23 protein-coding genes and 1 tRNA gene are annotated in these 26,405 nt (G+C 60.0%); 15 read left to right on the forward strand and 9 right to left on the reverse strand.

All coding sequences use genetic code 11. The annotated features are described in order from the left end of the window. Positions 1–3 precede the first annotated feature (3 nt). Both DXC52_RS00475 and DXC52_RS00480 read right to left on the reverse strand, forming a co-directional pair. Positions 4–792, reverse strand: a complete 789-nt coding sequence (locus DXC52_RS00475) for a hypothetical protein (protein WP_117745713.1) — start codon at positions 790–792, stop codon at positions 4–6. Then, a complete protein-coding gene (locus DXC52_RS00480; protein ID WP_117745714.1) occupies positions 792–1,664 on the reverse strand; it encodes a methylenetetrahydrofolate reductase in 873 nt (290 codons plus the stop codon). Before DXC52_RS00480 ends, DXC52_RS00475 begins: the two co-directional genes overlap by 1 nt. A gap of 428 nt (positions 1,665–2,092) precedes the next feature. Between DXC52_RS00480 and DXC52_RS00485 the strand changes: the two genes are divergently transcribed. Then, complete coding sequence (locus DXC52_RS00485; protein WP_117745715.1) at positions 2,093–4,180, forward strand: glutamine synthetase III; 2,088 nt, start codon at positions 2,093–2,095, stop codon at positions 4,178–4,180. Between the two features lie 218 nt (positions 4,181–4,398). Here DXC52_RS00485 and DXC52_RS09920 read toward each other — a convergent pair whose 3' ends face one another. The 5 genes from DXC52_RS09920 to DXC52_RS00510 all read right to left on the reverse strand — a co-directional run bounded on the left by DXC52_RS09920 (position 4,399) and on the right by DXC52_RS00510 (position 9,336). Then, positions 4,399–4,626, reverse strand: a complete 228-nt coding sequence (locus tag DXC52_RS09920; protein ID WP_147330581.1) for a hypothetical protein — start codon at positions 4,624–4,626, stop codon at positions 4,399–4,401. Positions 4,627–4,816: 190 nt separating this feature from the next. Continuing rightward, positions 4,817–4,893, reverse strand: a tRNA-Glu gene (locus DXC52_RS00490). Between the two features lie 100 nt (positions 4,894–4,993). Further along, positions 4,994–7,171 carry a MurT ligase domain-containing protein gene (locus DXC52_RS10180; protein WP_233504695.1) on the reverse strand — a complete coding sequence of 726 codons (2,178 nt, stop codon included), beginning with the start codon at positions 7,169–7,171 and terminating at the stop codon, positions 4,994–4,996. 45 nt (positions 7,172–7,216) lie between these two features. Further along, a complete protein-coding gene (locus DXC52_RS00505; protein ID WP_117745716.1) occupies positions 7,217–8,260 on the reverse strand; it encodes a hypothetical protein in 1,044 nt (347 codons plus the stop codon). Next, positions 8,260–9,336 (reverse strand): hypothetical protein, encoded by a 1,077-nt coding sequence (locus DXC52_RS00510; protein ID WP_117745717.1) that lies wholly within the window; start codon positions 9,334–9,336, stop codon positions 8,260–8,262. The genes DXC52_RS00505 and DXC52_RS00510 overlap by 1 nt, the downstream gene beginning before the upstream one ends. 500 nt (positions 9,337–9,836) lie before the next feature. Between DXC52_RS00510 and DXC52_RS00515 the strand changes: the two genes are divergently transcribed. The 6 genes from DXC52_RS00515 (at position 9,837) to DXC52_RS00540 (ending at position 15,718) form a co-directional block, all read left to right on the forward strand. Then, positions 9,837–11,060 carry an iron-containing alcohol dehydrogenase gene (locus DXC52_RS00515; protein WP_035136916.1) on the forward strand — a complete coding sequence of 408 codons (1,224 nt, stop codon included), beginning with the start codon at positions 9,837–9,839 and terminating at the stop codon, positions 11,058–11,060. 83 nt (positions 11,061–11,143) lie between these two features. Then, entirely contained in the window at positions 11,144–12,244 is a 1,101-nt protein-coding gene (locus tag DXC52_RS00520) for a glycerol dehydrogenase (RefSeq protein ID WP_117745718.1), read from the forward strand. 156 nt (positions 12,245–12,400) lie between these two features. Beyond that, on the forward strand, positions 12,401–12,727 hold the full coding sequence (locus DXC52_RS00525; protein WP_117745719.1) for a hypothetical protein: 327 nt from the start codon (positions 12,401–12,403) through the stop codon (positions 12,725–12,727). Between the two features lie 151 nt (positions 12,728–12,878). Next, entirely contained in the window at positions 12,879–14,132 is a 1,254-nt protein-coding gene (locus tag DXC52_RS00530) for a 4Fe-4S binding protein (protein WP_117745720.1), read from the forward strand. Positions 14,133–14,246: 114 nt separating this feature from the next. Continuing rightward, positions 14,247–15,323, forward strand: a complete 1,077-nt coding sequence (ychF, locus tag DXC52_RS00535) for a redox-regulated ATPase YchF (protein WP_035136922.1) — start codon at positions 14,247–14,249, stop codon at positions 15,321–15,323. An 11-nt stretch (positions 15,324–15,334) separates the two neighbouring features. After that, complete coding sequence (locus tag DXC52_RS00540; protein ID WP_089572786.1) at positions 15,335–15,718, forward strand: DUF1648 domain-containing protein; 384 nt, start codon at positions 15,335–15,337, stop codon at positions 15,716–15,718. Positions 15,719–15,727: 9 nt separating this feature from the next. Here DXC52_RS00540 and DXC52_RS00545 read toward each other — a convergent pair whose 3' ends face one another. Further along, positions 15,728–16,117: a hypothetical protein gene (locus tag DXC52_RS00545; protein ID WP_117745721.1), complete on the reverse strand. Its 390-nt coding sequence runs from the start codon at positions 16,115–16,117 to the stop codon at positions 15,728–15,730. A gap of 76 nt (positions 16,118–16,193) precedes the next feature. On the opposite strand from DXC52_RS00545, the gene DXC52_RS10380 reads away from it, so the two are divergent. Then, entirely contained in the window at positions 16,194–16,412 is a 219-nt protein-coding gene (locus DXC52_RS10380; protein ID WP_035136926.1) for a helix-turn-helix domain-containing protein, read from the forward strand. Between the two features lie 322 nt (positions 16,413–16,734). On the opposite strand, the gene DXC52_RS00555 is transcribed toward DXC52_RS10380, so the two are convergent. Then, positions 16,735–17,748, reverse strand: a complete 1,014-nt coding sequence (locus tag DXC52_RS00555) for an asparaginase (RefSeq protein WP_117745722.1) — start codon at positions 17,746–17,748, stop codon at positions 16,735–16,737. Positions 17,749–18,015: 267 nt separating this feature from the next. Here DXC52_RS00555 and guaA point away from each other — a divergent pair, with 267 nt between their 5' ends. The 7 genes from guaA to DXC52_RS00580 all read left to right on the forward strand — a co-directional run bounded on the left by guaA (position 18,016) and on the right by DXC52_RS00580 (position 26,354). After that, entirely contained in the window at positions 18,016–19,614 is a 1,599-nt protein-coding gene (guaA, locus tag DXC52_RS00560; protein WP_117635915.1) for a glutamine-hydrolyzing GMP synthase, read from the forward strand. Positions 19,615–20,103: 489 nt separating this feature from the next. Continuing rightward, positions 20,104–20,271, forward strand: coding sequence for a hypothetical protein (locus DXC52_RS09970; RefSeq protein ID WP_158553195.1), 168 nt, complete (start codon positions 20,104–20,106; stop codon positions 20,269–20,271). After that, positions 20,268–20,546 carry a hypothetical protein gene (locus DXC52_RS10050; protein ID WP_199409396.1) on the forward strand — a complete coding sequence of 93 codons (279 nt, stop codon included), beginning with the start codon at positions 20,268–20,270 and terminating at the stop codon, positions 20,544–20,546. Before DXC52_RS09970 ends, DXC52_RS10050 begins: the two co-directional genes overlap by 4 nt. 68 nt (positions 20,547–20,614) lie before the next feature. Then, positions 20,615–22,453 (forward strand): site-specific DNA-methyltransferase, encoded by a 1,839-nt coding sequence (locus tag DXC52_RS00565; RefSeq protein ID WP_199409397.1) that lies wholly within the window; start codon positions 20,615–20,617, stop codon positions 22,451–22,453. 2 nt (positions 22,454–22,455) lie between these two features. Then, complete coding sequence (locus DXC52_RS00570; protein WP_117745723.1) at positions 22,456–25,365, forward strand: DEAD/DEAH box helicase family protein; 2,910 nt, start codon at positions 22,456–22,458, stop codon at positions 25,363–25,365. Positions 25,366–25,756: 391 nt separating this feature from the next. Further along, the gene (locus DXC52_RS00575) at positions 25,757–26,056 is read left to right on the forward strand and encodes a DUF2958 domain-containing protein (protein WP_158554561.1); all 300 of its coding nucleotides are present in this window, start codon (positions 25,757–25,759) and stop codon (positions 26,054–26,056) included. A gap of 4 nt (positions 26,057–26,060) precedes the next feature. Continuing rightward, on the forward strand, positions 26,061–26,354 hold the full coding sequence (locus tag DXC52_RS00580; protein WP_117745725.1) for a hypothetical protein: 294 nt from the start codon (positions 26,061–26,063) through the stop codon (positions 26,352–26,354). Positions 26,355–26,405 lie beyond the last annotated feature (51 nt).

Consider the following 26,405-nt stretch of genomic DNA (forward strand, 5'->3'; position numbering starts at 1 on the left):
CTCCTAATGGCTGGAATAGCAGGTGGTGTGGGCGGCGCGGAAGCGGCAGTGCTCGCGCATACGGCAGATATTGCAGGTGGGGCGGCTCTGGGCGTCGTGGACTTCGCCGTCGAATAGGCCGATCACCGCGGTCACGCTTTTGGTGGGCATGAGCAGGCTGGTGGGTGTGACGGTAAGCCCGATGAGCCGCGTGGCGTTGAGCGCATTGACGATCGAGCGCTGGGCCGAGAGCGGGCAGTCGCCGTAGCCGGGACTAAAGCGCCAGTTGCCGGCGAGCCCATGAACGGCGGCGTCCGTCTTGACCTGCTGGTCCATTTGCTCAACGGCGGCTTCTACGTAAGCGGAGCACGCGGCGTCGAGCACGGCGCCCTCCAGGGGATGTTGGGCTCCCGTGGTGCGCAGGCGACGCTCGGCGTCCATGCCGAGGGTGCATGCCATGAGCGCGGCAAAGCGGGCATCTTTGAGATGTCGATAGATATCGCGACCTCGCAGCTCAACGTTGGTGCCGACCAAGCGAATGCAAGGCTCACTTTGTTCGTCCACGCCCGTGGCATCGACGGCAAACACGCGGCGCACGCCACGGGGCTCAATGTCCAGTTCCAGACGTTCAACGACAAGCTCAATACGTCGTGACAGTTCGGGCTCAATCTGCTGGCCGCCGTAACCCAGATACCGCAGCATCTCGGCACGGTCGACACGGGGATGGTGCGCGGCATCGACACGGTAAAGCGCCGGCGACGCAAGGTCGGCCGGCACTTCGACAGCGGTTGTATCGATGTGCGGTTTTTCCATTACCCCAGGCGCTCCATAATGGTCGCGGCGATCGCAGGACGGTTCATAGTGTACAGGTGCAGGCCGTCGGCGCCGTGCTCCTTGAGGTCGCAAAGTTGGCGGGCGGCATAATCTACACCGGCTGCCTGCAGGCTCTCGGGGTCGTTCTCGTACTTGGCGAGAATCTTGATGACGGGGGAGGGCAGCGACGCGCCGCACATAAAGACCATGCGGCTGATCTGGGACTTGCCCATAAACGGCATGATGCCCGCGGTAATGGGCACGGTGATGCCGACCTTGTCGGCAAGCTCGCGGAAGCGGTAGAAGCACTCGTTATCAAAGAAGAGCTGCGTCACAAAGAAGCTTGCGCCGGCGTCCTGTTTTTGCTTGAGGTGTTCGACCGAGAGGTTGAGATCCTCACAGGCAATGTGGCCCTCGGGGTAGGCTGCGGCGCCCACGCAAAAGCCGGCGTCGACGAGCTCGGGGATGAGGTCGCGGGCGTAGGCGTAGTCGGAGGCGGGCTTGTCGTCCTCGGTCGCGCCGGCAGGGAGATCGCCACGCAGGGCCAGAATGTTTTCAACGCCGGCGGTGCGATACTCGTCGATCTTGGCGGCGATATCGGCATGCGAGCGGCCCACGCAGGTAAGGTGTGCCACCGAGGGTGTATCGAATTCGCTCGTAATCATATGCGCGATGGGGGCGGTGGTGGCGCCGTTGCCCGAGCCGCCGGCCGAGCAGGTGACCGAGACAAAGCTCGGCGAAAGCTTGCACAGATTGCCTGCCACTTCGCGAGCCGTGTCGAGGGTCAGCTCGCCCTTGGGCGGGAACATCTCAAACGAAACGGGTGCGGTGCCCTGGGATGCTGCCTGCTTAAAAACCTCGTCGACGCGCATATCGTGCTCCTCTAGATACGTAATAGTGTGATGTGTTGTGTAAGGATTCTACAGCACCACTGTGCCACGGTGGAGTTTCACTCGCTATTTGAGGATACCAATCAAAGATGCCTTGCTATCGGCTTTCTCTATAACAGAGCGGCTAATCTAGGCACGGACTATAAAGACTGGTATCTGATGCATAATACCAATTAATAGAGCTCCATCCCAAATTGACTACCCTTAAACCATGGAGAGAGGTCTGCAATTTATGCAGTTGATTGGCTGTTGAGGGTGGCAACGCCGCCTCGATAGGGTAACCTCATTGATTGGTTTCGCGACAGCAACATAACGGTAATGTCGCGGAAACACGGCGAGTCTAAGCTATGACTCGTTCGTTAGTAATCAACACCGCTTCTCACGCGGTGCCGATACGAAGGGAGTTCCGTATGGCCGAACTTACTGACCGCTTCGGGACCATGGTGTTCTCTGAGGAAGTCATGAAGGACTACCTCCCCAAGGACATTTGGAAGCGCCTTGCTGCAACCCTCGAGGGCGGTGAGCCGCTCGACCTGGATGTGGCCAACGCCGTTGCCCATGCCATGAAGGTCTGGGCCATCTCCAAGGGCGCGACGCACTACGCGCACTGGTTCCAGCCGCTTTCGGGCATTACTTCCGAGAAGCACGACAGCTTCCTGGAGCCCAACCACGACGGCACCGCCATTACCAAGTTTACGGGCAAGAACCTCATCCAGGGCGAGCCCGATGCCTCGAGCTTCCCCAACGGCGGCCTGCGTGCTACCTTCGAGGCCCGTGGCTACACCGCTTGGGACCCCACTAGCCCCGCCTTTATCAAGGACGATGTCCTGTGCATCCCCACGGCTTTCTGCTCCTACACGGGCGAGGCCCTGGACAAGAAGACCCCGCTGCTGCGTTCCATGACCGCGCTCTCGCGTGAGTCTAAGCGCGTTTTGGCGCTGTTCGGTAAGACCCCCAAGAAGGTCGTTCCTTCCGTGGGCGACGAGCAGGAGTACTTCCTGATCAAGAAGGACGCCTACCGCAAGCGCAAGGACCTGGTCATTACCGGCCGCACCCTCTTTGGTGCTGCTCCATGCAAGGGTCAGGAGCTCGAGGAGCACTACTTTGGCGCTATCCGCCCCACCGTCTCGGCCTACATGAAGGACTTGGACGATGAGCTGTGGGCGCTCGGCATTCCCGCCAAGACCAAGCACAACGAGGTCGCTCCCTGCCAGCATGAGCTCGCACCGGTCTATGGCGAGGTCAACGAGGCCATCGACCAGAATCTGGTCATGATGGAGAAGATGAAGCTCATCGCCTCCCGCCACGACTTGGTCTGCCTGCTGCACGAGAAGCCCTTTGAGGGCATCAATGGTTCGGGCAAGCACAACAACTGGTCGCTTGGCACCGAGTCCGAGAATCTGCTCGATCCGGGCGACACTCCGCTCGACAACCTGCAGTTCATCGTCTTCCTCACCGCGGTGATCGAGGCCGTCGATAACTATCAGGAGCTCCTGCGTGCCTCCGTTGCCTCGGCCGGTAACGACCATCGTCTGGGCGCCAACGAGGCTCCTCCGGCGATTATGTCCATCTTCCTGGGCGACCAGCTTACCGAGGTCGTCGAGAAGATCATCGATGGCAAGGCTTCCGTCCATGCCACGCGCGGCGTGCTCGACTTGGGCGCCGATACTCTGCCCAAGCTGATGCAGGACAACACCGACCGCAACCGCACCTCCCCGTTCGCCTTCACCGGCAACAAGTTCGAGTTCCGTGCCTGCGGCTCCGAGCAGAACGTCTCCGACTCCAACCTGGTGCTCGATGCCGCCGTGGCCAAGTCGCTCAAGTCCTTCGCCGACGCGCTTGAGGGTACGCCCGAGGATGAGTTCCAGGATGCCGCGCTCGAGTACTGCAAGAAGGTGTTGACCGATCACCAGCGCATCCTGTTCTCCGGCGACGGTTACTCCGACGAGTGGCCCATTGAGGCCGAGAAGCGCGGCCTTGCCAACAACAAGACCACGGCCGATGCCCTGCCCGCCTTTGTTTCCGATAAGGCTATCGCGCTCTTCGAGGAGACGGGTGTCCTGACCAAGGCCGAGGCTCAGTGCCGCTACGACTGCAAGCTCGAGAAGTACAACAAGCTCATGAACATCGAGGCTACCACGATGGTTCGCGAGGCGCGTCGTACCTATCGCCCGGTCATTACCGCCTATGCCACCAAGGTCGCTAAGGGCCTTGAGACTATTCGCGCCGCCGGCGCCGAGGCCGCCATGCAGTGCGAGCAGAATACGCTCAACAAGCTCTGCAACGGTATCACTGCCATCAACGACTCCATTAAGGCGCTCGACGCCGTGCATCAGAAGGCCGAGGCCCTCGATGGCCAGGAGCAGGCCAATGTGTATGCACACGAGGTCGTTCCCGCTATGGATACGCTGCGCGCCGCCGTGGATGCCATGGAGGAGATCGTGGCCGCCGACTACTGGCCGGTTCCGACCTACGACGACATTCTGTTCTATGTGTAGAACGTAACTGACATATCGTCACGGTATTGAGCCGGGGTCCGCATCGCGCGGGCCCCGGCTTTTTGTTTGCGAAGGACGCTTTGAAGCCCGTTTTGCCGCCGATGTGCCTAGGTATAAAGGGCTATGGGCAAAAAACGTCAAATATGAGTACTGTCACAAGTCCTGTAACATTATTTATTTGCAAAATATGTAGTGTTACGCAACATATGTCCAAGTACTTAGCCGATAAACGTCTGCAATTTTTCCGCCGTAGGACGCCCGACGGCTAAATCGCCTTCTGAAGGCATGAAATCGCTGTAACTAAAATGGTAACAGTACTCATATTTGCCATTTTTTGACCACAGGCCTTGCGATGATGCCGGGATTCGCACCCTGTCGGGTTCGAATCCCGACATATCGGTAGCAAAAAGCCCGTCACCGCGGGGGTAACGGGCTTCTAGTTTCAAATGGTGCCCCCAGCGGGATGTCCGCGTGCGGCTGGCGCCGCCCGCTTCCGCTGCGTCGCTCCGCTCCTTGCGTGCTGCGCTGGAAAACGCTTGCGCGTTTCCTCAGCTTCGCACCCTGTCGGGTTCGAATCCCGGCATATCGGTAGCAAAAAGCCCGCTACCGCGAGGGTAACGGGCTCTTCAATTCAAATGGTGCCCCCAGCGGGATTCGAACCCGCGATATCCACCTTGAAAGGGTGGCGTCCTTGGCCGCTAGACGATGGGGACAGCGGGAAAGAGTATAGCAGACTTTTTTAGCCGTTCACATATCGTTGGCAAACTGAAAAACCACCACAAAGGTGCCTGTCCCCTTTGTGGTGGTGAGGTGCTAGGGGAGGAGCTTCATGGCGGCGTCGTGGGCGGCGTGCTCGTAGGTGTCGTCGAGGGGCTTGAGCGGCAGCAGGGCGGCGGCCTGTGCATCGCCACGGCGCTCGAGGGCATGGGCGATCAACCAGTCGGCGAGCTCGGGGTTCTTGGGCAGCGCCGGGCCATGCAGGTACGTGCCGATGACGCCCTTGTAGATCAGGCCCTCAAAGCCATCGTCGCCGTTGTTGCCGGTGCCCGTGACGACGGACGTTCCGAGCGGCGTGGCATCGGCGTCCAAAAGCGTGCGGCCGCCATGGTTCTCGAATCCCACAAAGGGCTCAGGTGCCAGGTCGGTTTTGACGGCTACGTTGCCGATCAGGCGGTCGGAGCCGCGTACGGTTTCGGCGGCAATGACCCCCAGACCCTCAATGCGATCCTCGCCCATATAGTACGAACGGCCGAGCAGCTGATAGCTGCCACAGATGGCGAGCAGCGAGCCGCCATCCTCAACATAGGATGCGACCTTGTCTTTTTGGGCGAGCAGCTCGTGTGCCACGGCTAGCTGGTCGCGGTCGGAGCCGCCACCCATCATGACGATATCGGCATCGGTGAGATCGAGTGACTCGCCCATACGGACCTCGTCCACGCGAACGGGGATGCCGCGCCAGGCGCAGCGACGCTCGAGGGCGATAACGTTGCCGCCGTCGCCGTAGAGGTTGAGGGCATCGGGGTACAGGTAGACGATGCGCAGCGGGCGCGAAAGCTCGACTGGCGCGATGCCGACGGGGACGGCACTGCCATCGGCACACGTTGCAGCGCGGGCAGCAACCGTGGCTGCATCGGCACCCTTCAGCCCATCGAGTTCTTTGACCAGCGGCGGGAAGGCCGTGTAGTTGGCGACGGCATAGAAAGTGTCGCCTGCGGCTTCATCCGCAACGGCGCCAATTGCCTGCGCGACGTCCGAGATAATCGCGGCATCGATGCCGGCGTACTTGAGGCGTACCTGCATGTCGTGCGCACGCGTGCCTCCGGCAAAGGCGACAAGACCCGGTGTGTCGGCGATGCGCTCGAAGTCGACGTCGTAGATCCACGAGACATCGTGGCCGTCGGCGTCGTTGTCGTTGAGGAAGAAAGCACAGAGCCTGCCGCCCGCCGTCTTAATGGACTGGATCTGGCGATCGAAGCCCACGGGATTCTTAGCCAGGTTGGCCTCGACGGTGCGGCCGGCGATATCCCAGCGGCCCATGCGTCCGCCGGCGGGGACGTAGGCATCGAGCGTGGGCTGCAGGTGCGCCGTATCCACGCCCAACTCGTGCGCGGCAAAGAAGGCGGCGGCAACGTTGTAGACCATGTACAGGCCGTTGTAGCGTGTGGCGATGTGTGCGGCAGCCGCGTCGGGCGCAGATCCAAAGACCAGGTCAAAGTCGTAGCCGTCGCAGCCGAGCTCCACGCCCGTCACGCGGCGGACCAGTGCGGGGCGTGCCCAACCGCACGAGGGGCAATGGTAGGCGCCGAGTTGACCATACTGCACATAGTCGTACTCCAACGGGGCGTTGCACTGCGAGCAAAAGCGAGAGTCGCTAATGCGGTCAGACTCGGTGTCGGTGGCGCCGTCGATGCCAAAGGCGATGTTTGCATTGGGAACGCGTGCGGCGATCGCGGCACACAGCGGGTCGTCTGCGTTGTAGATGAGCGTTGTTGCCGGAGAGAGCTCCAACGCATGGGCGATGACCTCCTGGGTGTGATCGATCTCGCCATAGCGATCCAGCTGGTCGCGGAACAGGTTGAGCAGCACGAAGTACGTCGGCTTGAGCTTGGGCAGGACGCGCACGGTGTAGAGCTCATCGCATTCAAAAACGCCCACGCGCTTGCCGCCGCCGGCTCGCTTGAGGCCGCTGCGCGCCTCGAGCAGTGCACCCACCACACCAGGCTCCATATTGTTGCCGGCACGGTTGCACACCACGGTAGCACCGCTGGCAGCAACGGCGTCGGCGATGAGGTTGGAGGTGGTGGTCTTGCCATTAGTACCCGTAATCACCACGCTGCGGTCGACAAGGCCGGCGAGGTCGTTCAGCAACTCGGGGTCGATCTTCATGGCGATGCGGCCGGGGAGTACGCCGCCCTGGCGCTTAAGGACGGAGCGCAGCCCCCAGCGGGCGATATCGCTCGAGGTGCAGGCAAGAGATGAGCGGAGATTCATGAAGCCGTTCCTAACGTGAATGACATGGTCGTGGCGTTTGCGCCGTTAAAAGCCGTAGCGGCGCGCAAATTCCTGGGCAAGCTGCGAAACGTCTTCGCAGGCATTGGCCCAGGGGGCAAAGTCGGGGGTATCCGAGATGATGCCGTCGGCTTCCCAAACCGCCTGGTGCGAGAGATCCCAGGGGTCGCGCGGCTCGGGTCGGCAGGGAAGGTACGGCGTCTGGTACATGGGGTTCAGCAAGAAGAACGCGCCGCCCTCGCAGCGGTTGGCAAACTCACGCAGCGCGCGTGTCGCCGGGCGCATCTTGTTCGTTTTGAACAGCAAGATCGTGCGGGCGAGCAGGTACCAGGGGGAGTTCTCGAGGGTATCGGCCCCCATCTGCTCCTCGAGCTGGTGGGCCAGGGCAAAAAAGCCGTCCTCGTCTTCCAAGCGAGCGAGGGCGAGTAGCACGGTGCCTGCAGCTCGGGTGGGATAGCCTTCTGCTTTAAGAACACGGCGGGCGTAGTTGGCAGCAGCGCGGTAGCGGGCGCTCGCCATGCACAGCTGCGAGATGGCCTCGAGCGTGTGAAGCCACCCGATAAGAGCCGGCTCGCTCACGGTAAGGTCTGCTGCGGTGACACCGTCGGCCAAAACATTATTGGCCCAGTAGTGTGGGGCCTCCATATCGAACCCGGGCACGCTTTGCTGCAGGTAATCGGCCGTGGTCGCCTCGAGCTTCATCAGGTCGCCCAGGCAGGCGTCAACGGGCGTGTCGGCCAGGATGATGGCGAGCAGCTGCGCGTCGAGGACATACGCATCGATGCGGACGATCTTGAGCAGCTCATCGCGCATGTCGTCGAACAGGCGATTGCGCGTCTGCTCGAACTCCTCGTCGCTGCCCATGTCCTCGATGCGATGGAGCTCGTCGAGCAGGTGGCGATGAACACCGGCGTAGGACAGCAGCGCCTGGGCATGCTCGGACTGCGCATACTTTTGGGGATTCGCGCTAATGTCGTTATGGACAAGCTCGCGTGCTGCATCGGTGAGTTCGGGGTGCGACGCAACGTAGGCGCGCTCCAGGTAGGCGGGGATGTAGACGCTCGGATCCATTAGAGGTCTCCTCCCTTAAACGGCAAGCCCTGCTCGGCCGCCCGCAGGATGCGCTCGTCGATCTGGGAACGCACGATATCGTTGGTGGCGACCCAGGCGGCAAAGCTGGCGTTGTCGGGGGCGCCCAGGCCCTCCTGCAGTACCGGCGTCGCCTCGGACAGCGCAAGGACAAGCTCGTCGGTGGAGCCCACACTCACATTGACGCGGGCATAGACGCCATCGGGAAACTCGGTTTGGAAGTAGAGTGCCTCGGCTGCGTGCGGACACAAGCGCACAAGGATACGCAGGTAGTGCTCGGCGCCCTCGTAGTCCAGTTCGCGCCAAGCCGTGCTCATCAGCGCGATGAGCGTCCACGGGTCCAAGTCGCGCTCCGCATCTTTGGGGCGGCGGCGCAGTGGGGTATTCGCGAGGTACGGCACGGAGTGTGCGGAGCGAAAGCGCTTGAGCTCCTCGGCGGGGTATTCGAGCTTTGCCATGGCGAGCATCGCGGTGTGGCGGACACCAGCGGGGTCGTTGGGCGCAAAGTCCAAGCTGCGATTCGCGGCTTCGAGCGACATGCGATAGCGGCCGCTAATGAGGGCGCGCGATGCCAAGGCGGCAAGCCAGCGCAGATAGGGGCGGCGCGTAAGGTCGCCTGCGGCCTCGCGCTCGTAGGGGTCCTGGGCCGAGGCGATTTTGAGCGCTAGGTCGTGCTCGACCTCATCGCACTTGGACACCAGGTACTGTACGTATTCCTCGTTGGATTCGGCGGTGAGTGCCGTCAGCATGCGCTGAGCGTCCCAGTTGGCCGGATCGAGTGCGGCCGCCTCGCGGAGCATGTTCTCGGCAGCTGTCTCTTCTTGCTCTGCCTGGGTATCGTCAGGGATAAAGGGAATGCGGTAGTCGACAGCCTCGACCACCTTGGCAATGAGGTGCCCGGCGCGGTCGCGGTCGTGCACGATGAGCGGTGCGGGGTTGCGGGTGAATTGTTCCATCAGACGCTCTACGGCGGCAGCGTCGGTGAGCGGGATATTGTCGCGGCGCAAGGCCTCAAGAACGAGGCGATGGCAATCCTCTTGAATGGGATCGAATGCCATGGGGCCTCCTTTGCTGCGGTTAGGGTTCAAATGTTTCTATATAAGGTTCTAGTTTACCCGCATGTGGCACACCGGGGGTGCCGCACTTGGACTTGCACCTTTGCACCACGAAGACGGATGTCGCACAAATGTCGGCACCTTGGACGACCGAGTGGTATCACGGTGCCGCAAACGGTCGATTTTTGGCGGCGAACGGTGCATATTTTGGAGGGGCACCGTCCTGCCCAGGATATGTAGTCAACCTTGATAAAACGTTTGCCCAGCTTGGGAGTATGAATGCCGCACAAGGGTCTTCAGGGATAGAAAAAACGTTTCATCATTGGCGGCTTTAGGTGAATAACTGACCAACCAGAACGGTAAAATAGTGTTTGTCTGAGCGTTGAGACGTTTAGACATCGCGCATTGTCATCGCCGGCAACGCGCAAACCGGTCCTAACGGAGCCAATTGGGTGCTCCGTTATATACGCAAGTCTAAGAGGGGCTTGTTTAGGAGGCACAGTATGGGACGTTTTACCAATCCTCGCGATCTGTACTTTGGTGAGGGCGCTCGCCACGAGGTGAAGAACCTCAAGGGCAAGAAGGCCATCATCGTTTCTGGCGGCAGCTCTATGCGTCGCGGCGGGTTCCTGCAGGACGTCGAGGCCGACCTCAAAGAGGGCGGCTTCGAGGTCAAGCTGTTCGAGGGCGTCGAGTCCGATCCGTCCATCGAGACGGTCATGAAGGGCGCCGAGGCCATGCGCGAGTTCGAGCCCGACTGGATTATCGCCATCGGCGGCGGCTCGCCCATCGATGCCGCTAAGGCCATGTGGGTCTTCTACGAGTATCCCGAGGAGTCCTTCGATAACATCATCCAGCCGTTCAGCTTCCCCGAGCTGCGTCAGAAGGCTCACTTCTGCGCCATCTCCTCTACCTCCGGTACCGCTACCGAGGTCACTGCCTTCTCCGTCATCACCGACTACGCCAAGGGCATCAAGTACCCGCTGGCCGACTTCAACATCACCCCTGATGTCGCCATCGTCGACCCCGAGCTCACCTACACCATGCCCGCCAAGCTGTGCGCTCACACCGGCATGGACGCTCTGACCCACTGCATGGAGGCCTACGTTTCCACCTGCGCCTCTATGTTCACCGATGCCAACGCTCTGCACGGCATCCGCGAGATCGTCGAGTGGCTGCCCAAGTCCTATGCTGGCGACCATGAGGCCCGTCAGCACATGCACGAGGCTCAGTGCATCGCCGGTATCGCCTTCTCCTCGGGCCTGCTCGGCATCGTTCACTCCATGGCTCACAAGACCGGTGCTGCCTTCGAGAACGGCCACATCATCCACGGTGCTGCTAACGCCATGTACCTGGGCAAGGTCATCCAGTGGAACTCCAAGGATCCCCGTGCTGCCGAGCGTTACGCTTACGTGGCCAAGGAGATCCTGCACCTTCCCGGCGAGACCAACGAGGAGCTCATCGCTGCACTCGTCCAGAAGATTCGCGACCTCAACGACCAGCTCAACATTCCGCAGTCCATCAAGGATTACGCGAATGGTGGCGTGAAGGTCGACGCCGAGAACCCGCAGATGGTTTCCGAGGAGGAGTTCCTCGCCAAGCTGCCCGAGATCGCCGCGAACGCCGAGCAGGACGCTTGCACGCCCGAGAACCCGCGTGAGACCAAGGCTGCCGACTTCGAGAAGATCCTCAAGGCCTGCTACTACGACACCGACATCGATTTCTAATCGACTCTTGTTATCGTAACGAGGGGCTCCGCACGTATCTGTACGGAGCCCCTTTCTTTTTTCTTTTAGAGAATGGGATAGTTATGGCTGCAATTTTCAATAGCCCCAGCAAGTACATCCAGGGTCCGGACGAGCTCGCCAAGCTCGGCTCTTACGTTGAGCCGCTCGGCGCTAAGGCCCTCGTCATCGTGACGCCTTCGGGCAAGAAGCGCGTCGGTGCCAAGATCGAGGGCGGTTTTACCGAGGCTAAGGCCGAGCTGCTGTTTGAGGACTTTAACGGCGAGTGCTCCAAGGGCGAGGTCGATCGCCTGGTTGCGCTCGCTCGCGACAACGGTTGCGACATCATCGTCGGCGTCGGTGGCGGCAAGATCCTCGACACCGCGAAGGCCGTCGCCTATTACCTGGAGTCCCCGGTTATCATTTGCCCCACCATTGCTTCGACCGATGCCCCGTGTTCGGCGCTTTCGGTGCTCTATACCGATGACGGCCAGTTCGACAAATACCTCTTCCTTAAGGCAAACCCCAATATCGTCCTTATGGATACGACGGTTATCGCGGCGAGCCCGGTGCGCCTGACGGTTTCCGGTATGGGCGATGCGCTCGCAACCTATTTCGAGGCTCAGGCGACGCACGATGCCGACGGCGGCACCTGCGCCGGCGGCAAGGGCGGAATGGCCGGTCTGGCGCTCGCCAAGCTCTGCTACGAGACGCTTATGGCCGATGGCGTCAAGGCCAAGGTCGCGCTGGAGAAGGGCGCGCTCACGCCTGCCGTCGAGCACATCATTGAGGCCAATACGCTGCTTTCGGGCATTGGCTTTGAGAGCTCGGGCCTTGCCGCTGCTCATGCCATCCACAATGGTCTGACGATGCTGCCCGAGTGCCACGGCATGTATCACGGCGAGAAGGTCGCCTTCGGCACTATCGTCCAGCTGGTACTCGAGGATGCCCCGACCGAGAAGCTCGAGGAAGTCTTGGGCTTCTGCATTGAGCTTGGCCTGCCGGTCACGATGAAGGAACTTGGCGTTGCCGAGCTTACGCGCGAGCAGGCCATGATTGTTGCCGAGGCCGCGTGCGCGCCCGAGGACACCATGTGCAATATGCCGTTTGAGGTGACGCCCGAGATGGTCGCAAACGCCATCCTGGGTGCCGACGCACTGGGTCATTATTACCTTATGGATGAGTAAACTAAGGTAAGGAAGGGGCAAAGCCGACAGATGGCTTTGCCCCTTTTTTGCTATGGTGCAAAGTGGCCTGTCTCCAATGCACAAGTTGGTGCAGAGGGCAGGTTACTTTGCGCCAATCGTTGTTTGATGAAGGGCGGATTCTCGTATGGCGCTCCCATGGTTTATGGCGGTCCGGGCCGGTATGTTCAGGGGCCGGGAGAGCTCTCGCGTCAAGGCAGATTTCTGTCATGGCTGGGGTGCTCCGCCTATGTCCTGTTTGACCAAGGCACCGAGGATCGACTGTGCAAACAGATCGTCGATGGATTTCTGGGCGAAGATCTAAGCGAGCCGTTCTTTAAGATTTATGACGGTCCGTGCAGCGAGATTTCCGATGTCGACCTGCAAGGTGTTGCAAATGCGGTCTTTAGTAACGAGCGTAACATGGCCAACGAGCAGGCCAAGGTGACCAAACAGAAGCTCGTGCAGCTCATGTGCGAGGCATAGCTTGGCGCTTGATCGACCTTGTGCAATCGGGGCGGCGATAAGCCATGGGCTATTTGCCGCAAAGATGCGCCGCGTGTAATTTACCCGAGGCGTGGGCCGATGGCGTATCATTATCTCTTGCTTGTTTGCACTGCTCAGGGAGGGGCCGCGCATGGCGCAGGAACACGATCTGTTTGATGACATTATCGAGATCAGCAAGGGTTTCGACTTTCTAAAAAACCCGCTTGGCGGTGTGACCGATGCGCTCGATCCGTCGGCGCCGCAGTGGAATCCTGCCGACTACAAGGAGCGTCCGCGTGGCAACACCATTCCGTGCCTGACCTGCAAAAACGAAAAGAGCAGCTGCACCGCGTGCATGGACGTTTGCCCGGTCGACGCTATCGAGGTCGAGGAAGACGCTATCGAGATCCTCGACTCCTGTCGCAAGTGCGGCCTGTGCGCCGCTGCCTGTCCGACCGAGGCGATCATTTCGCCGCGCCTGGCGCCCAAAAACCTGTATGACGATATCGTCTCTGCTGCTACGAGCCACGAGACCGCCTACGTCACCTGCACGCGCGCCCTCAAGCGCATGCCGCGCGAAAACGAGGTCGTCGTTGCCTGCGTGGGCGATATTACGGCCGAGACCTGGTTCTCGGTACTGGCGGACTATCCCAACGTGAGTGTGTACCTGCCGTTGGGTGTGTGCGATAAATGCCGCAACACCGGTGGTGAGGACATTCTGGGCGAGGCCATTGCTACCGCCGAGGAGTGGGCGGGCACGGGCATGGGTCTGGAGGTCGATCCCAAGAGCCTCAAGTGCCATAAGCGCCGCGAGTACGAGCGCAAGGAGTACATGGAAAAGATCGCCCGCACCACTGGCCTTACCGTGACCAAGCTCAACCCGGCAACGGCGGCGCTGGCCTCGGTGACGCAGAAACTCAAAGCCCACCGCCACCAGATTACCCAGTTGGAGCGCACGCTCAACACCATGTGCGGCACCACGACGACCAAGCGTCGCCGTACGCTTACGCACGGTCGCCAGCTGGTGCTCTCGACGTTGCAAAACCACCCCGAGCTTGCCCAGAACATGCAGGTGAGTACGCCGGAGTGCGATTTTGACAAGTGCACGTCGTGCGGCGAGTGCGTCAACGTGTGCCCCACGTTTGCCTGCGATTTGGTGGGAAGCGGTCGCTTTGCGTTGGAGTCCACGTATTGTTTGGGCTGCGGTGCCTGTGCCAAGGTGTGTCCCGAGCACGCGCTCAAGCTTGTTGAGCACGATGCGTCCAACTTGGTCGTCGTCGACCCCGAGGCCGAGGAAAAGGCCGCCCAGAAGGCGAAGGCTCACGAAGAAGCTGAGAAGGTCAAGGCCGAGGCAAAGGCCAAGCTGGACAAGATGCTCGACCAGGTGGAGAAGCTCGCGGACTAGTCAGCGAGCTCTATCTCTGCTTCATTTGCGCCGCCGCGGTGTCCGGATTCGCCCGGATGCTGCGGCGGCGCTATACTTATACGGTTTGAAGTACCTGTACCAAAAGGAGCTGTCGTGTCCCTTTCCATCGGTATCGTGGGCCTGCCCAACGTGGGCAAGTCGACGCTGTTCACCGCGCTTACCAAAAAGACCGGCCTTGCCGCCAACTACCCGTTTGCCACGATCGACCCCAACGTGGGTATCGTCGACGTGCCCGATAGCCGCTTGCAAAAGCTTGCCGACATCGTTAACCCGGGTCGCATTGTGCCGGCGACGGTCGAGTTCGTCGACATCGCAGGTCTGGTGAAGGGCGCTAACGAGGGCGAGGGCCTGGGCAACCAGTTCCTGGCCAACATTCGCGAGACCGACGCCATCTGCGAGGTCGTGCGCTACTTTAAGGACCCCAACGTCATGCGTGAGGTGGGCCGCACGGGCGAGTTCGTCGATCCCGCCGGCGATGCCGACACCATCATGACCGAGCTCATCCTGGCCGACATGGGCACGCTCGAGAAGCAGCTGCCTAAGCTCGAGAAGGAGGCCAAGCGCGACAAGGAGCTCATGCCCAAGTTCGAGGTTGCCAAGCGCCTGCTTGCCTGGCTCAACGAGGGCAAGCGCGCCGCATCCATGGAGATGACCGACGAGGAGCGTGCCGCCGCCAAGGGGCTGTTCCTGCTCACCATGAAGCCCATCCTGTATGTGGCCAACGTGGACGAGGATATGCTCAACGACGATCTGGCGCCCATCGATGGTGTCAAGCCGCTGCCCATCTGCGCCAAGATCGAGGCAGAGCTTTCCGAGCTCGATCCCGAGGACGCCGCCGACTACCTGGAGAGCCTGGGCCTGGAGCAGCCCGGCCTGGACGTGCTCGCTCAGGCTGCCTACAAGCTGCTCGGCCTGCAGTCGTTCTTTACGGCCGGCGAGATGGAGGTCAAGGCCTGGACGGTTCGTCAGGGCGCGACCGCCCCGCAGGCCGCCGGCGTCATCCACACCGATTTTGAGCGCGGCTTTATTAAGGCCGAGGTCATTGGCTACGACGACTACATCGAGCTCGGCGGCGAGCAGGGCGCCAAGGCCGCCGGCAAGTTGCGTATTGAGGGCAAGGACTATGTCATGGCCGATGGCGACGTCGTGCACTTCCGCTTTAACGTGTAAGGACGACGCATATGTTCAAATATGGCAAAAAAGCTGGCTACATGGGTATTGCGCTGCTCGTACTTGCGGTGATTCCGCTGGTGGTCGCAGCGTGTGTTATCCCCAACATTGGCCCCGAGGTGGCAACGAAGTTTAACGCCGCCGGCGAGGTGACGCGCTGGGGTAAGAGCTACGAGCTGCTGGCACTGCCGGTACTCAATCTGCTGCTGAGCGTGGCGACGTACTTTACGGCGGGACGCCAAGCCAAGAACAATGACGACTCCGCCGCCATGGCGCGCATCGTGTGCGAGCGCTACCTGCGCAACGGTTGCATCACGGGTGTGTTCCTCAACGTGATCAACGTTTACTTTATGTACTCGGCGATTACCGGAACGGGCTTTGGCTTTGGTTTCTAGCTTGTCCTTTTAGGCAACGAGTCTGCACACATATTCGATAGCTGCTGCGAGGCCGCCGCTCGATCGTGGTTTAAAGACCATGTCGGCGGCGGCCTCGTTTTCGTATCCGGCGCCGCGAAGGGCGAGTGCGATACCGGCTTCCAGGAGAAGGGGCAGACCGCGTTGGCTGGTTGCGATCACGGCAGCCTGATTGAGCGAGCAGCTGTGCGCCTGGCATTGGATAGCAAGTTCACCTTGCGCCGGGCAAGGGACCAGAACGGCGGCGACGCGACTTGATAGCAATGCAAATGCTGTGCGCTCATCGGGCGAAAGGCATTCTGATTCAACGACGACGAGCTTGGGCGGCGCGCTGTTTGTGCGAGGCGTGGCTCGGTACATGCGGACCGAAGAACCCGACATAGAAAACTCCTGTGTATTCGGCAAAACGTAAACTATAGTTTACGTTTATGTTCGGCTCCATTTCAAACTCGGCTGCATGGACGAACGTGCGAAACAGATTCTTGGTAGGCGGGTCGAAGAGACACGCAGAGACCTTGGTATCTCCAAGGTTGATTTTTGTGTGGCGACAGGAATCAGCCGACCCTACCTCGACCGAATCGAAGATGGGACGGCAAATTTCACGCTCAAGGTTCTATTTAAGATCGCGCCCGCACTCGGCATGACGGTATCTGAGCTTCTCGAGGGTATCGAATAGGGCGTTCCCCCGCTGTATTTGACGCTCTTTGGGCGGGTCCCCCCTGGTTGCGATGTGCAAAATCGCGAGTATTCAGCACCAGTTCGGCCGTAGATGGTAGCTCGAGCGGCTGGCTTTGCCTTTTTGACAGTAGATAATCCACACGTTAAATAAAAATGAGGAATAAATATTTACTAGACGGACCCTTCGTCCTAAAAGTTCGTCTAACAATCGGCCGATTCTATGCCTCCGGAGGAGAAATTGCAGAATACTCCGATTTTTGCACGGCCTGAGGGGGACCACCTGTCGTTTAAGGCTGCGATAAGTGGAGCTGCCTTAGGGATTACGCCATCGGGATGCGGTCGTGGTTGACTTGGCTGTAGAACAGGCGCTGGATCTCGGCCGCATCGCGTGACTGGCCGAGCGCCCACATGGTCTTGGCCACGAGCGTCTCGGTGGTCATGTCGTCGCCGCGCAGAATGCCCGGATGATTGGCGTAAGCACGGCCGACCTCATAAATGCCCAGATCGAGGCCCTCTTCGGGGACCTGCGTGGTCATAACGACGGTGCGACCCGAATCGACCCAGCGGAAAATTGCCTCTTGGAACGACTCGCCCGACTCGCCAAACTCGGGAATACCGCCAATGCCAAAGGTCTCCAGAATCACGGCGTCGTAGCTATCGGCAAGGGCGTCGAGGATGCCCGGGTTTACGCCGGGCGTAAGCTTGAGTACAAATACGCGCGGGTCGATGCTGTCGTAGAAACGCACCGGGTTTTCGCCCTGATGAGTGCCGTGGAGCCCGTTGCGCACAATGCGGTCGTTGCGGATGTAGGCAATGGGCGGATAGTTGACGCTAATGAACGCGTTAAAGCTCATGGTGCGCTGCTTGCGGGCGCGCGTGCCGGCAATGGCGACGCCGCCAAACACGATCGACACATCGTGCGAATGCTCGTCGAGCGCATAGAGCAGGCTCTGGTACAGGTTGAGCTTGGCGTCGGTAAAGGGGTTGCCCATGGGCTTTTGCGAGCCGGTGAGCACGATGGGCTTGGGGCTGTCCTGAATCAGATAGGAAAGTGCTGCCGCGGTGTAGCTCATGGTGTCGGTGCCGTGTAGAATCACGAAGCCGTCGTGGTCGGCATAGCCCTTGACGATGACGTCGCGGATACGCATCCAGTCGCTCGGGCGCATATTGGTGCTGTCGATGTTCATGGGCTGCACGACGTCGAGCTCGCAGAGGCCCGAGATCTCGGGGACGCTCTGGGCGAGCTCCTCACCGGTCAGGGCGGGGGAGAGGCCGTTGCCGTCCTCGGTCGATGCGATGGTGCCGCCCGTGGCGATGAGAAGGATGCGCTTCATGCTGGTATTCCTATCGTATTTGCCGCCGCAAGGGCGGAGTCGTTCGGCAGTATTGTGGCACAGGGCGTCCAATGTTCAAACGTATTACATCATCTGTAACGTTTGGTAACACTTCAATTGCCGTCAAATAGGGGCCTAGGTCGTGCGTTTGCCGTGCGCTGATGGCTGCGAGGGGCGAGAAACCCCATATAACGTGTACACTATGAAGGCTATTTTCGTTCATTCACGCGGGTGGGCACCGGCTCCCCGCCAACAAGAGGGGGAACCATGGATCAAAAGGCTTCCGCAAAGGTCCTCGTACTCGACTTTGGTGCGCAGTACGGTCAGCTCATTGCCCGTCGCGTCCGCGACCTCAACGTGTATTCCGAGATTGTCCCCTGCGACATCTCGGCCGACGAGATTCGCGAGATGAACGCCTCTGCGCTCATCCTTTCCGGCGGCCCGGCTTCTGTGTATGCCGAGGACGCTCCGTCCATCGATCCTGCCATCTTTGACCTGGGCCTTCCCGTCCTGGGCTTTTGCTATGGCCATCAGATCACGGCCGTGACGCTTGGCGGCAAGGTCGGCCACTCCGAGGTGGGCGAGTACGGCCGCGCCACCATCACGCGCACGGCCGGCGCCAAGCTCTTTAACTCCACGCCCATGGAGCAGACTGTGTGGATGAGCCACCGCGACGCCGTGTCCGAGGTACCCGAGGGCTTTACCGTTACCGCCAGCACCGACGTGTGCCCGGTTGCCGCCATGGAGTGCGTCGAGCGCAAGATCTTCACCACGCAGTTCCACCCCGAGGTCAAGCACTCCGAGTATGGTCAGCAGCTGCTGAGCAACTTCCTGTTTGAGATCTGCGGCCTGGAGCCCAACTGGAGCATGGACAACCTGGTCGAGACCATGACGGCTGAGTTCCGCGAGAAGGTCGGCAACGACCGCGTGATTCTGGCCCTGTCCGGCGGCGTCGACTCCTCCGTCGTGGCTGCGCTGGGCGCCCGCGCCGTGGGCAAGCAGATGACCTGCGTGTTCATCAACCACGGCCTGCTGCGCAAGGGCGAGCCCGAGCAGGTGGAGGAGGTCTTCACCAAGCAATTTGACGTCGACTTTATCCACGTTCATGCCGAGGACCGCTACGCCGAGCTTCTGGCCGGCGTGACCGAGCCCGAGGAGAAGCGCCGTATCATCGGTACGCAGTTCTGGAAAGAGTTCTTCGCCGTGGCGCAGCAGCTCGAGACCGACGGCAAGCCGGTCAAGTACCTGGCTCAGGGCACTATCTACCCCGACATCATCGAGTCCGGCGCTCGCAAGACGGGCGGCAAGACGGCCACTATCAAGAGCCATCACAACCTGATCCCGTTCCCCGAGGGCGTGCACTTCGACCTCATTGAGCCGCTCGACCACTTCTTTAAGGACGAGGTCCGCGCGCTTGGTCTGGCGCTGGGCCTGCCGGGTCACATCGTGTTCCGTCAGCCCTTCCCGGGCCCGGGCCTGGCCATCCGCATCATCGGCGCGGTCGACAAGGAGAAGCTCGAGATCCTCAAGAATGCCGATGCCATCGTGCGCGAGGAGCTCGACGCCTACAACCAGCGTCTGTTTGAGCAGACCGGCGAGCGCAACTCCGAGCACAGCTGCTGGCAGTATTTCGCGGTCCTGCCTGACATCAAGTCCGTTGGCGTTATGGGCGACGAGCGCACCTACCAGCGCCCGATCATCTTGCGTGCCGTCGAGTCCAGCGATGCCATGACCGCCGACTGGGCCAAGCTGCCCTATGACGTACTAGCCCGCATCTCTGGCCGCATCGTTGCCGAGGTTCCTGGCGCCAACCGCGTGTGCTACGACATCACGTCCAAGCCGCCCGCGACCATCGAGTGGGAATAGTAAATAGCCCTTTGCGAGGGAGGCCGGATACGGCCTCCCTCGTTTTTTATTTGCGTGCCATGGGTGCTTGTGCATTGTGGTGTATGTGGTACATGCAAACCAGTCACGCAATCTCTCAAGCTGTTTAGCTGGGATTATTGTTTGCTGGTATGTTTTAAAGTGCTTTCAATTACCGAAGCAACGTCATCAATTTATTTCTAATTAATGCTGACCGGCAGATTGCGTCCGCCCGCGAGAGGCCGCTCGGACTGGTACTCAAAATGTACTCACGACGTTTTGAGTATCGATTTGCTGGTACTCACAGACGGTAAAAACGGCTGTCTACCTCGATATATTCGTTATCCCCAACGATTCGCCAACGAATACTGACTAGTGATTGAGTGCTGCATGGCTCAAATTGGCCTACGTAATTACGTAATTACGTATTCTGAAGTAAAATGATTTCGGTCAATTAAGGAACGTAGAACAGGTCAATTCGGAGGGGCGACCATGGAGGAAGATCAGGCTGTTCATGCCGAAAGGGAGCTGGATAAGTTCACGCTCTCGATAACCCGCGAGGATAAGCGGGCTCTTAAGTCCTATGCCGCGCGCCAGGATAAGACGGTGGCTAAAGTCTTGCGCGAATGGATTGACGAGAAGTGCAAGGGGGAGAAGTGATGTCTCAGACGGCGCAAGCAGTCGTTCAGAACCTTGTTGATCGCGCTGTCAAGCTGGGCGATCGTCAGCTCGCTGCCGACATCCGCGCCTTTGCGGCGCAGCGCCAGTTTGGGCTTGTATTTGAACACAACCGTCCAGAGCGACTTCGCCTTTATGGCAAACCTGTCATGAAGGGCGATGTCGTACAGGTGCTTCCCGAGCGTGGTAAAAAAGAGGACTCTAGCTCCCAACTGCTATGGTTGGTAAATGCCGTTCGGGGGGGGTTGCTGATCTAAAGCCATATCAATCGCCCTCATATGACGAAAACGAATGTGAGCCCCGCTCCGTTGCTGTCGACGATGTCGTGTCTGTTGCTGAATATGACCAGCCGATTTATGCTGGCCTCAAAGAGACTGGGCGTGTTGAGCGCGCTGGCGATAAGCCCTATCAAGTAGTCATTAACGGCGAAAACTACCATGCTCTTGAAACCTTGGCCTTTGCCTATGCAGGCAAAGTGGACTGCATATATATTGACCCACCCTATAACACTGGCGCTCGCGACTGGAAATACAACAACGATTACGTTGACGGCTCCGACGCCTATCGCCACTCCAAGTGGCTTGCCTTCATGGAGCGCCGCCTTAAGCTCGCCAAGCAGCTGCTCAACCCCAACGATTCCGTACTCATCGTGACGATTGACGAGAAGGAGTACGCAAGGCTTGAGCTTCTTTTAGAGAGCGTTTTTCCCAACGCGACCGGTATTCAGACGGTTTCAATCACCATAAACAAGAACGGGGTCGCCCGCGGCAACCAGTTCAAGAGGGCTGACGAGTACGCCGTCTTCTGCTTTTTTGGTACCGCCACGCCGTGCCAAGTGGACCGCAGACTCTATTCCGTTGAGTTCGGAGAACTTGAGAAAAAAGTGGCTGATGACGCGTCGAGCAGCCGCTCCCAACGTAAAGTACGTTGGGAGCGGCTGCTGAGAGGTGGTTCCAATTCGGCGCGAAGTGATCGACCTAACCTCTTTTATCCAATCTACATCAACGAGAGAAGCCGAACCATAGAGGCGATTGGCGATAGCATTCCTCGTGAAATGGATTATCGCGCGGTGCCAGGCGTTGATGGGCTGCGCGCAATTTGGCCCATCCGCCCTGATGGACGTGAAGCCACGTGGCATATGTCTCAGCCCACGCTAAAACAGAAGCTGGACAAGGGTTTTGCCCGAGTAAGCACATATGATGAGAAGAACGATAGATACACGCTCCTTTATCTTGCCAATATTCAAGAAGACAGGCTTGCAAAAGGCGAGCTGAAAATCGTAGGCAGACGCGATGACGGGTCTGCGATTCTCGAGGCGGTTGGCGAGGCGACTGCAATACCAACAACAGTTTGGTCGGGAGCTCAATTCTCGGCTGGAGAATATGGAAGTCGATACATCAAGCGATTCCTAGGCCATCGGTCTTTCAACTTCCCGAAGTCTCTTTATGCGACCGAGCTCTCAATCGCTTCCGTTGTCGCCGACAAGCCCGATGCCCTTATAGTCGACTTCTTCTCAGGGTCGGGCACTACGGCGCACGCCGTCATGCGCCTGAACCATCAGGACGGCGGGCGCAGGCGCTCCATCAGTATCACGAACAACGAGGTCTCCGAGGACGAATCCAAAAAGCTCACCAAGCGCGGTCTTCGCCAGGGCGACCCCGAATGGGAGGCACTGGGCGTCTGCCAGTACGTTACCAAACCTCGCGTCACGGCGGCCATCACGGGCAAGACGCCCGATGGCGACCCCATCAAGGGTGACTACAAGTTCACCGACGAGTTCCCCATGGCCGACGGCTTTGAGGAAAATGCTGTCTTCTTTGACCTCACCTACGAAGACCCAGACGCCGTCGAGCTGGGCGTGGCCTTCGAGGAGATCGCGCCTTTGCTCTGGCTGCGCGCTGGTTCGCGTGGCAGCATCATCAAGTACGAGCAGCCGGGTTTTGCCATGGCCGACGCCTACGCCGTCCTTTTCGACTTTGCTTCGGTTGGCGCTTTCATAGACGCCGTCAAGCAGAATGCCAGCATAAGGTGCGCCTATGTGATCACGGACGACACGGCTCGATATGCCTCCGTCAAGGCTCAGCTCCCCGGGCTCGACGTGGTCCGGCTTTACGAGAACTATCTGCAATCATTCAAGATTGCCGCCGAGGATGCGGTGAGGTAAACATGCGAGTCGAACTTAAGGATTTCCAAGCCGGGGCAGTCGCGACCCTGGCAAACAAGTTGCAGTCGATGCGCCGACGCTATGAGCAGGACGGCGAACTGTCTTCGGTGTGCCTCGCATCTCCCACGGGCTCGGGCAAGACAGTCATGTGCGCGGCGACGATTGAAGCACTCTTCTTCGGAGACGATGATCTGGGCCTTATACCCGACGAGAATGCCGTTGTTCTTTGGCTCTCGGATTCCCCGAGCCTGAACGAGCAGACGAGCGTGCGTTTCTCCAACGTGGCGGACAAGCTTGCAGACAGCATCCTTGACAGGCGCCATCTGGTCACGATTACCAACGACTTCGGAGCCGCGCACGACATTCTCGAACCGCGCCATGTCTATTTCCTCAGCAAGGACCTGCTTAGCAAGAATGGCCTGCTCACCAAGGGTGGTGAGGCCAACTCCGGCCGCGTGTTCTGGGATATCCTTGACCGCACTATCAGGGACCCGGAGCGTAACCTCTATCTGTTCATAGACGAGGCCCACCGCGGCCTGGGGGCCAATGCATCAAGTAAGCGCGGCACCGCGACGATTTACGCCAACTTAATTGATGGCCTGGATGGTCGTGCAGCGATGCCCGTTGTCGTTGGTGTCTCCGCCACGCCGCAGAGGTTCGAGGCAGCTATGGACCAGCGCGTCGACCGCGTGCGTATGCCAAAGGTCGCTGTGACCCCTCGCGAGGTCCAGGAGTCAGGTCTGCTCAAGGACATCATCGAGTTGCGCGTGCCAGAGAAGGACGACCCAGTCGAGCACCAGTACCTCACTATGGCGTGCGAGCGCTATGCCCTTGCCTGCCGCGAGTGGGGCGAGTACTGTGCCCGTGAGGGCGAGAGTGCCGTCAACCCGCTGCTGCTCATCCAAGCGGTGGACAACGTGAGCAACTCGGCCCTGGCTGAGATGTGCGACCAGATCACGGGCCTGGTCCCCGGCCTTTCCGAGACGATGTCGTTCGGCAACGTCTTCGGCGAGCATAAGGACATCGCGGCGGGAAAATACCTCATTCCCTATGTCGAGCCCGAGTTCGTTCAGGACACCTCGCGCATTCGCGTGCTCTTCGCCAAGGAGGCTGTCTCCAACGGATGGGACTGCCCGCGAGCGGAGGTCATCTTCTCGCAGCGCAGACGTTCGGACTCGACCTATATCGCACAGCTCGTGGGACGTATGGTACGCACTCCACTTGCGCGGCGCATCGAATCCGATGATCTTTTGAACTCCGTCGCCTGCTACCTGCCCCAGTTCAATCCCGAGAGCACTCAGGACGTGGTCGACTACCTCATGGGCCGCAAGGACGACATGGGCGAGAGCTCCATCGGCAAGCAGAACATCGTTCTCAACCCCGTGACTATCACGGCGGCTGCGCCCAAGTCCGAAGCTGACTACCAACAGGAGCTCAAGGCGTACGAGGAGAACGAGAAGGCCATCGAGGCGGCGCGGCAGGCACAACCCGGCTACCAGGCGTCGCTTGCCGGCATTGCGATTCAGGAGCCGTTGGACATGCAGGGAACGCAGCCCTCGCTTGCCTCGACGGTCATGCCCGTCGACGTCCCGGCGCCAGAAGCGGAGCCGGCGCCTCAGCTCGCAACGGGCAACTACGTTGCAGCGCCTGCCCCGCAGCAACCTGCGACACCTGAGCCAAGTTCCACACGGACCGAGCCGACCCAGCCCGTCTCGGTCGTAAAACCCGTGCCCATGGCAAAGCCCAAGCCGCCCACCAAGCGCGAGCAGTCTTTCACGCACCAGGAGTGGCAGGGCATCCGCACAGCATTCGATTCCATCCCCGTCCAGCGCATTCCGAAGAAGGCCAGAAACGAATTCCAGAGCCTGGTTAAGACGGCGACTCTGCTTGTCGAGACCGGCCTCGATGTCAATGCCGCGGCCGACGTGAAAAAACAGTTCGTCCAGAAGCTCAAGGGATACATCGTTGCTTACGAGGACGAGTACCGCGAAACCAAGCACGACGTTGAGGTTGCCGAGACCGTCAAGATCACGCTCGACAAGCTCAACGAGACCGAGGACCAGGAGCAGGAGGAGGCCCGCACGGACGCCGAGGGCCTCAGAAAGGCCGCCCGCGACGCCGACATGCATTTCACCAAGGAGTTTGCGAATGAGTATCGTCGCGCCAACTTCAAGGAGCTTGGGCGCCCCGAGTGCGACTTGCGCCTTGCCGCAGCGGTGCGCACGCAGGCCATCGTTGATGCGCTCGAGGGCTGGGCGGCTCAATGTCGAAAGGAATACTTCGATAAGGTCGATGGATCTGGCGATTATGACTACCTTAACGACTCGGCAAAACAGCGTTACGACGAGCTGGCCCGTGAAACCGAAGGCAAGCGCCTCACAAAGATAGAGTGGCCCACGTCTGCCAGCACGTCGGATGACTTCGCTAAGTATCCGTGCCATATCGTGCAGAAAGAGGACGGCCTCTGCCCGCTCGACCTGAACCCGGCGGAAGACTATATCGTTAGGAACGAATTGGCAAAGAATCGAACGGTTGCCTTCTATCGCAATCCGTCGGGCAGCATGTCTGCCAAGGCGTTTTCGATTCCGTACATGTCTTCGGTGGGACGCAAGGCCCTGCATCCAGACTTCCTCTTCTTCGTGAAGGATGCAGCGGGCGTCATCAGGCCGTCCATCGTTGACCCTCATGGCGAGTTCCTCGGCGACACGCTAGCAAAGCTTAGGGGCTATGTGACCTATCTGCGCGATTATCCCGATGTGTTCAAGCAGGTACTCTTCGTCGGGGATATGGGCGAGGGCGTGTACAAGGTGCTCAACCTCTTGCGATCCGATGTGCAGGATGCCGTGATGGGCTACAGCGATGTCGACTGTAAGGCGCTCTTCTACGGCTCCTTCGCAAACGACTATCACTAGGATTGTCGGGATTTGCCCGGCGGGCGTCTCGGATCATATACCAGAACCGAATTAGTAAGGCTCGCTAAGGCGGCCGTCCGTTAGGGGCGGCCGCCTCTCTTCAGTCTTGACCAATGATTTCAAGCGTTTCGGTGGCATTCGCCGGTCATGACCTCGTATCCGTTACGTGGGTGGCACCTCCGCTACGCCGCGTCAAGGGGGCCCATGAGACCCCGCACAAACCTCCGCTCCGCTCCGGTTGGTGGAGGTCGTCATGGACCTCCCTTGACCCGCCTTCGCTCCGGTGCGGCTTTGCGGGGAGCAAAGCCGACGACGACGCGCGGCGTCGCCATTCGGCTTTGCCCGCAGGGGCGAGATGTTCAGGGCAGCGTGCCCGGAAACGGAGGAAGACATGCAGGAGCTGATGACGAGGGAGATTGCGGAGGGGCTGCCGAGGCTCTATGAGCAAGACGGTGCGGAAGACCCCACGGTATACGTCCACTACTTCTCGTGCGTGAACGGATGGGACTGGTGGCTGCTCGAGTTCGATGGGACGGACGAGGCGTTCGGCCTCGTCGAGGGCTATGACGACGAGCTCGGCTACTTCAGCATCAAGGAGATGGAGGAGCTGAACCGCCAAATGGGGTTCGCCGCCGTCGAGCGCGACGAGCACTTCGAGCCGAAGCTGCTTAGCGCCGTCAGGGGGAGGTAGCTTCATGGAGATGGACGAGTTTGACGCCGTGGGCAGATTCGGCAAGTCCCCGGGCGGAGCCGTCGGGCTGACTGTCGTCGTCGAGTTTGAGTCGGGCGGCGAGGGCGGGGCGTTCGAGGTGGGTACTGCTCCGGAGGGGTCGACCGAACTCGGGCGACTCGTCTCGGACGCACGCGACGAGGCCGACGCCTTGGTGGAGGACGGGGGCGGATGGACTGCCGTCCGCATCGGATTCGGCGACGTGGAGAGCATTGACTGCGAGAGCGGCCGGACCGTGTACGTTGCCGGAGAGGGGTGAGGCGCATACGGAGAACGCGGGCATGCCATCGGCGTGCCCGCGCCAGCTCTT

This window comes from Collinsella sp. TF05-9AC, assembly GCF_003438495.1.
In the GTDB taxonomy this organism is placed as follows: Bacteria; Actinomycetota; Coriobacteriia; order Coriobacteriales; family Coriobacteriaceae; genus Collinsella.

Coding starts and splice junctions, on each gene's coding strand:
- DXC52_RS00580 (WP_117745725.1), top strand. CDS start 26,061: ATGGAGATGGACGAGTTTGACGCCGTGGGCAGATTCGGCAAGTCCCCG.
- DXC52_RS00545 (WP_117745721.1), bottom strand. CDS start 16,117: ATGTCGGGTTCTTCGGTCCGCATGTACCGAGCCACGCCTCGCACAAAC.
- DXC52_RS10180 (WP_233504695.1), bottom strand. CDS start 7,171: ATGAATCTCCGCTCATCTCTTGCCTGCACCTCGAGCGATATCGCCCGC.
- DXC52_RS00480 (WP_117745714.1), bottom strand. CDS start 1,664: ATGCGCGTCGACGAGGTTTTTAAGCAGGCAGCATCCCAGGGCACCGCA.
- DXC52_RS00570 (WP_117745723.1), top strand. CDS start 22,456: ATGCGAGTCGAACTTAAGGATTTCCAAGCCGGGGCAGTCGCGACCCTG.
- DXC52_RS00505 (WP_117745716.1), bottom strand. CDS start 8,260: ATGGATCCGAGCGTCTACATCCCCGCCTACCTGGAGCGCGCCTACGTT.
- DXC52_RS00540 (WP_089572786.1), top strand. CDS start 15,335: ATGTTCAAATATGGCAAAAAAGCTGGCTACATGGGTATTGCGCTGCTC.
- DXC52_RS00520 (WP_117745718.1), top strand. CDS start 11,144: ATGGCTGCAATTTTCAATAGCCCCAGCAAGTACATCCAGGGTCCGGAC.
- DXC52_RS00555 (WP_117745722.1), bottom strand. CDS start 17,748: ATGAAGCGCATCCTTCTCATCGCCACGGGCGGCACCATCGCATCGACC.
- guaA (WP_117635915.1), top strand. CDS start 18,016: ATGGATCAAAAGGCTTCCGCAAAGGTCCTCGTACTCGACTTTGGTGCG.
- DXC52_RS00510 (WP_117745717.1), bottom strand. CDS start 9,336: ATGGCATTCGATCCCATTCAAGAGGATTGCCATCGCCTCGTTCTTGAG.
- DXC52_RS09970 (WP_158553195.1), top strand. CDS start 20,104: ATGGAGGAAGATCAGGCTGTTCATGCCGAAAGGGAGCTGGATAAGTTC.
- DXC52_RS00475 (WP_117745713.1), bottom strand. CDS start 792: ATGGAAAAACCGCACATCGATACAACCGCTGTCGAAGTGCCGGCCGAC.
- DXC52_RS00525 (WP_117745719.1), top strand. CDS start 12,401: ATGGTTTATGGCGGTCCGGGCCGGTATGTTCAGGGGCCGGGAGAGCTC.
- DXC52_RS00515 (WP_035136916.1), top strand. CDS start 9,837: ATGGGACGTTTTACCAATCCTCGCGATCTGTACTTTGGTGAGGGCGCT.
- DXC52_RS00485 (WP_117745715.1), top strand. CDS start 2,093: ATGGCCGAACTTACTGACCGCTTCGGGACCATGGTGTTCTCTGAGGAA.
- DXC52_RS00530 (WP_117745720.1), top strand. CDS start 12,879: ATGGCGCAGGAACACGATCTGTTTGATGACATTATCGAGATCAGCAAG.
- DXC52_RS00575 (WP_158554561.1), top strand. CDS start 25,757: ATGCAGGAGCTGATGACGAGGGAGATTGCGGAGGGGCTGCCGAGGCTC.
- DXC52_RS10380 (WP_035136926.1), top strand. CDS start 16,194: ATGGACGAACGTGCGAAACAGATTCTTGGTAGGCGGGTCGAAGAGACA.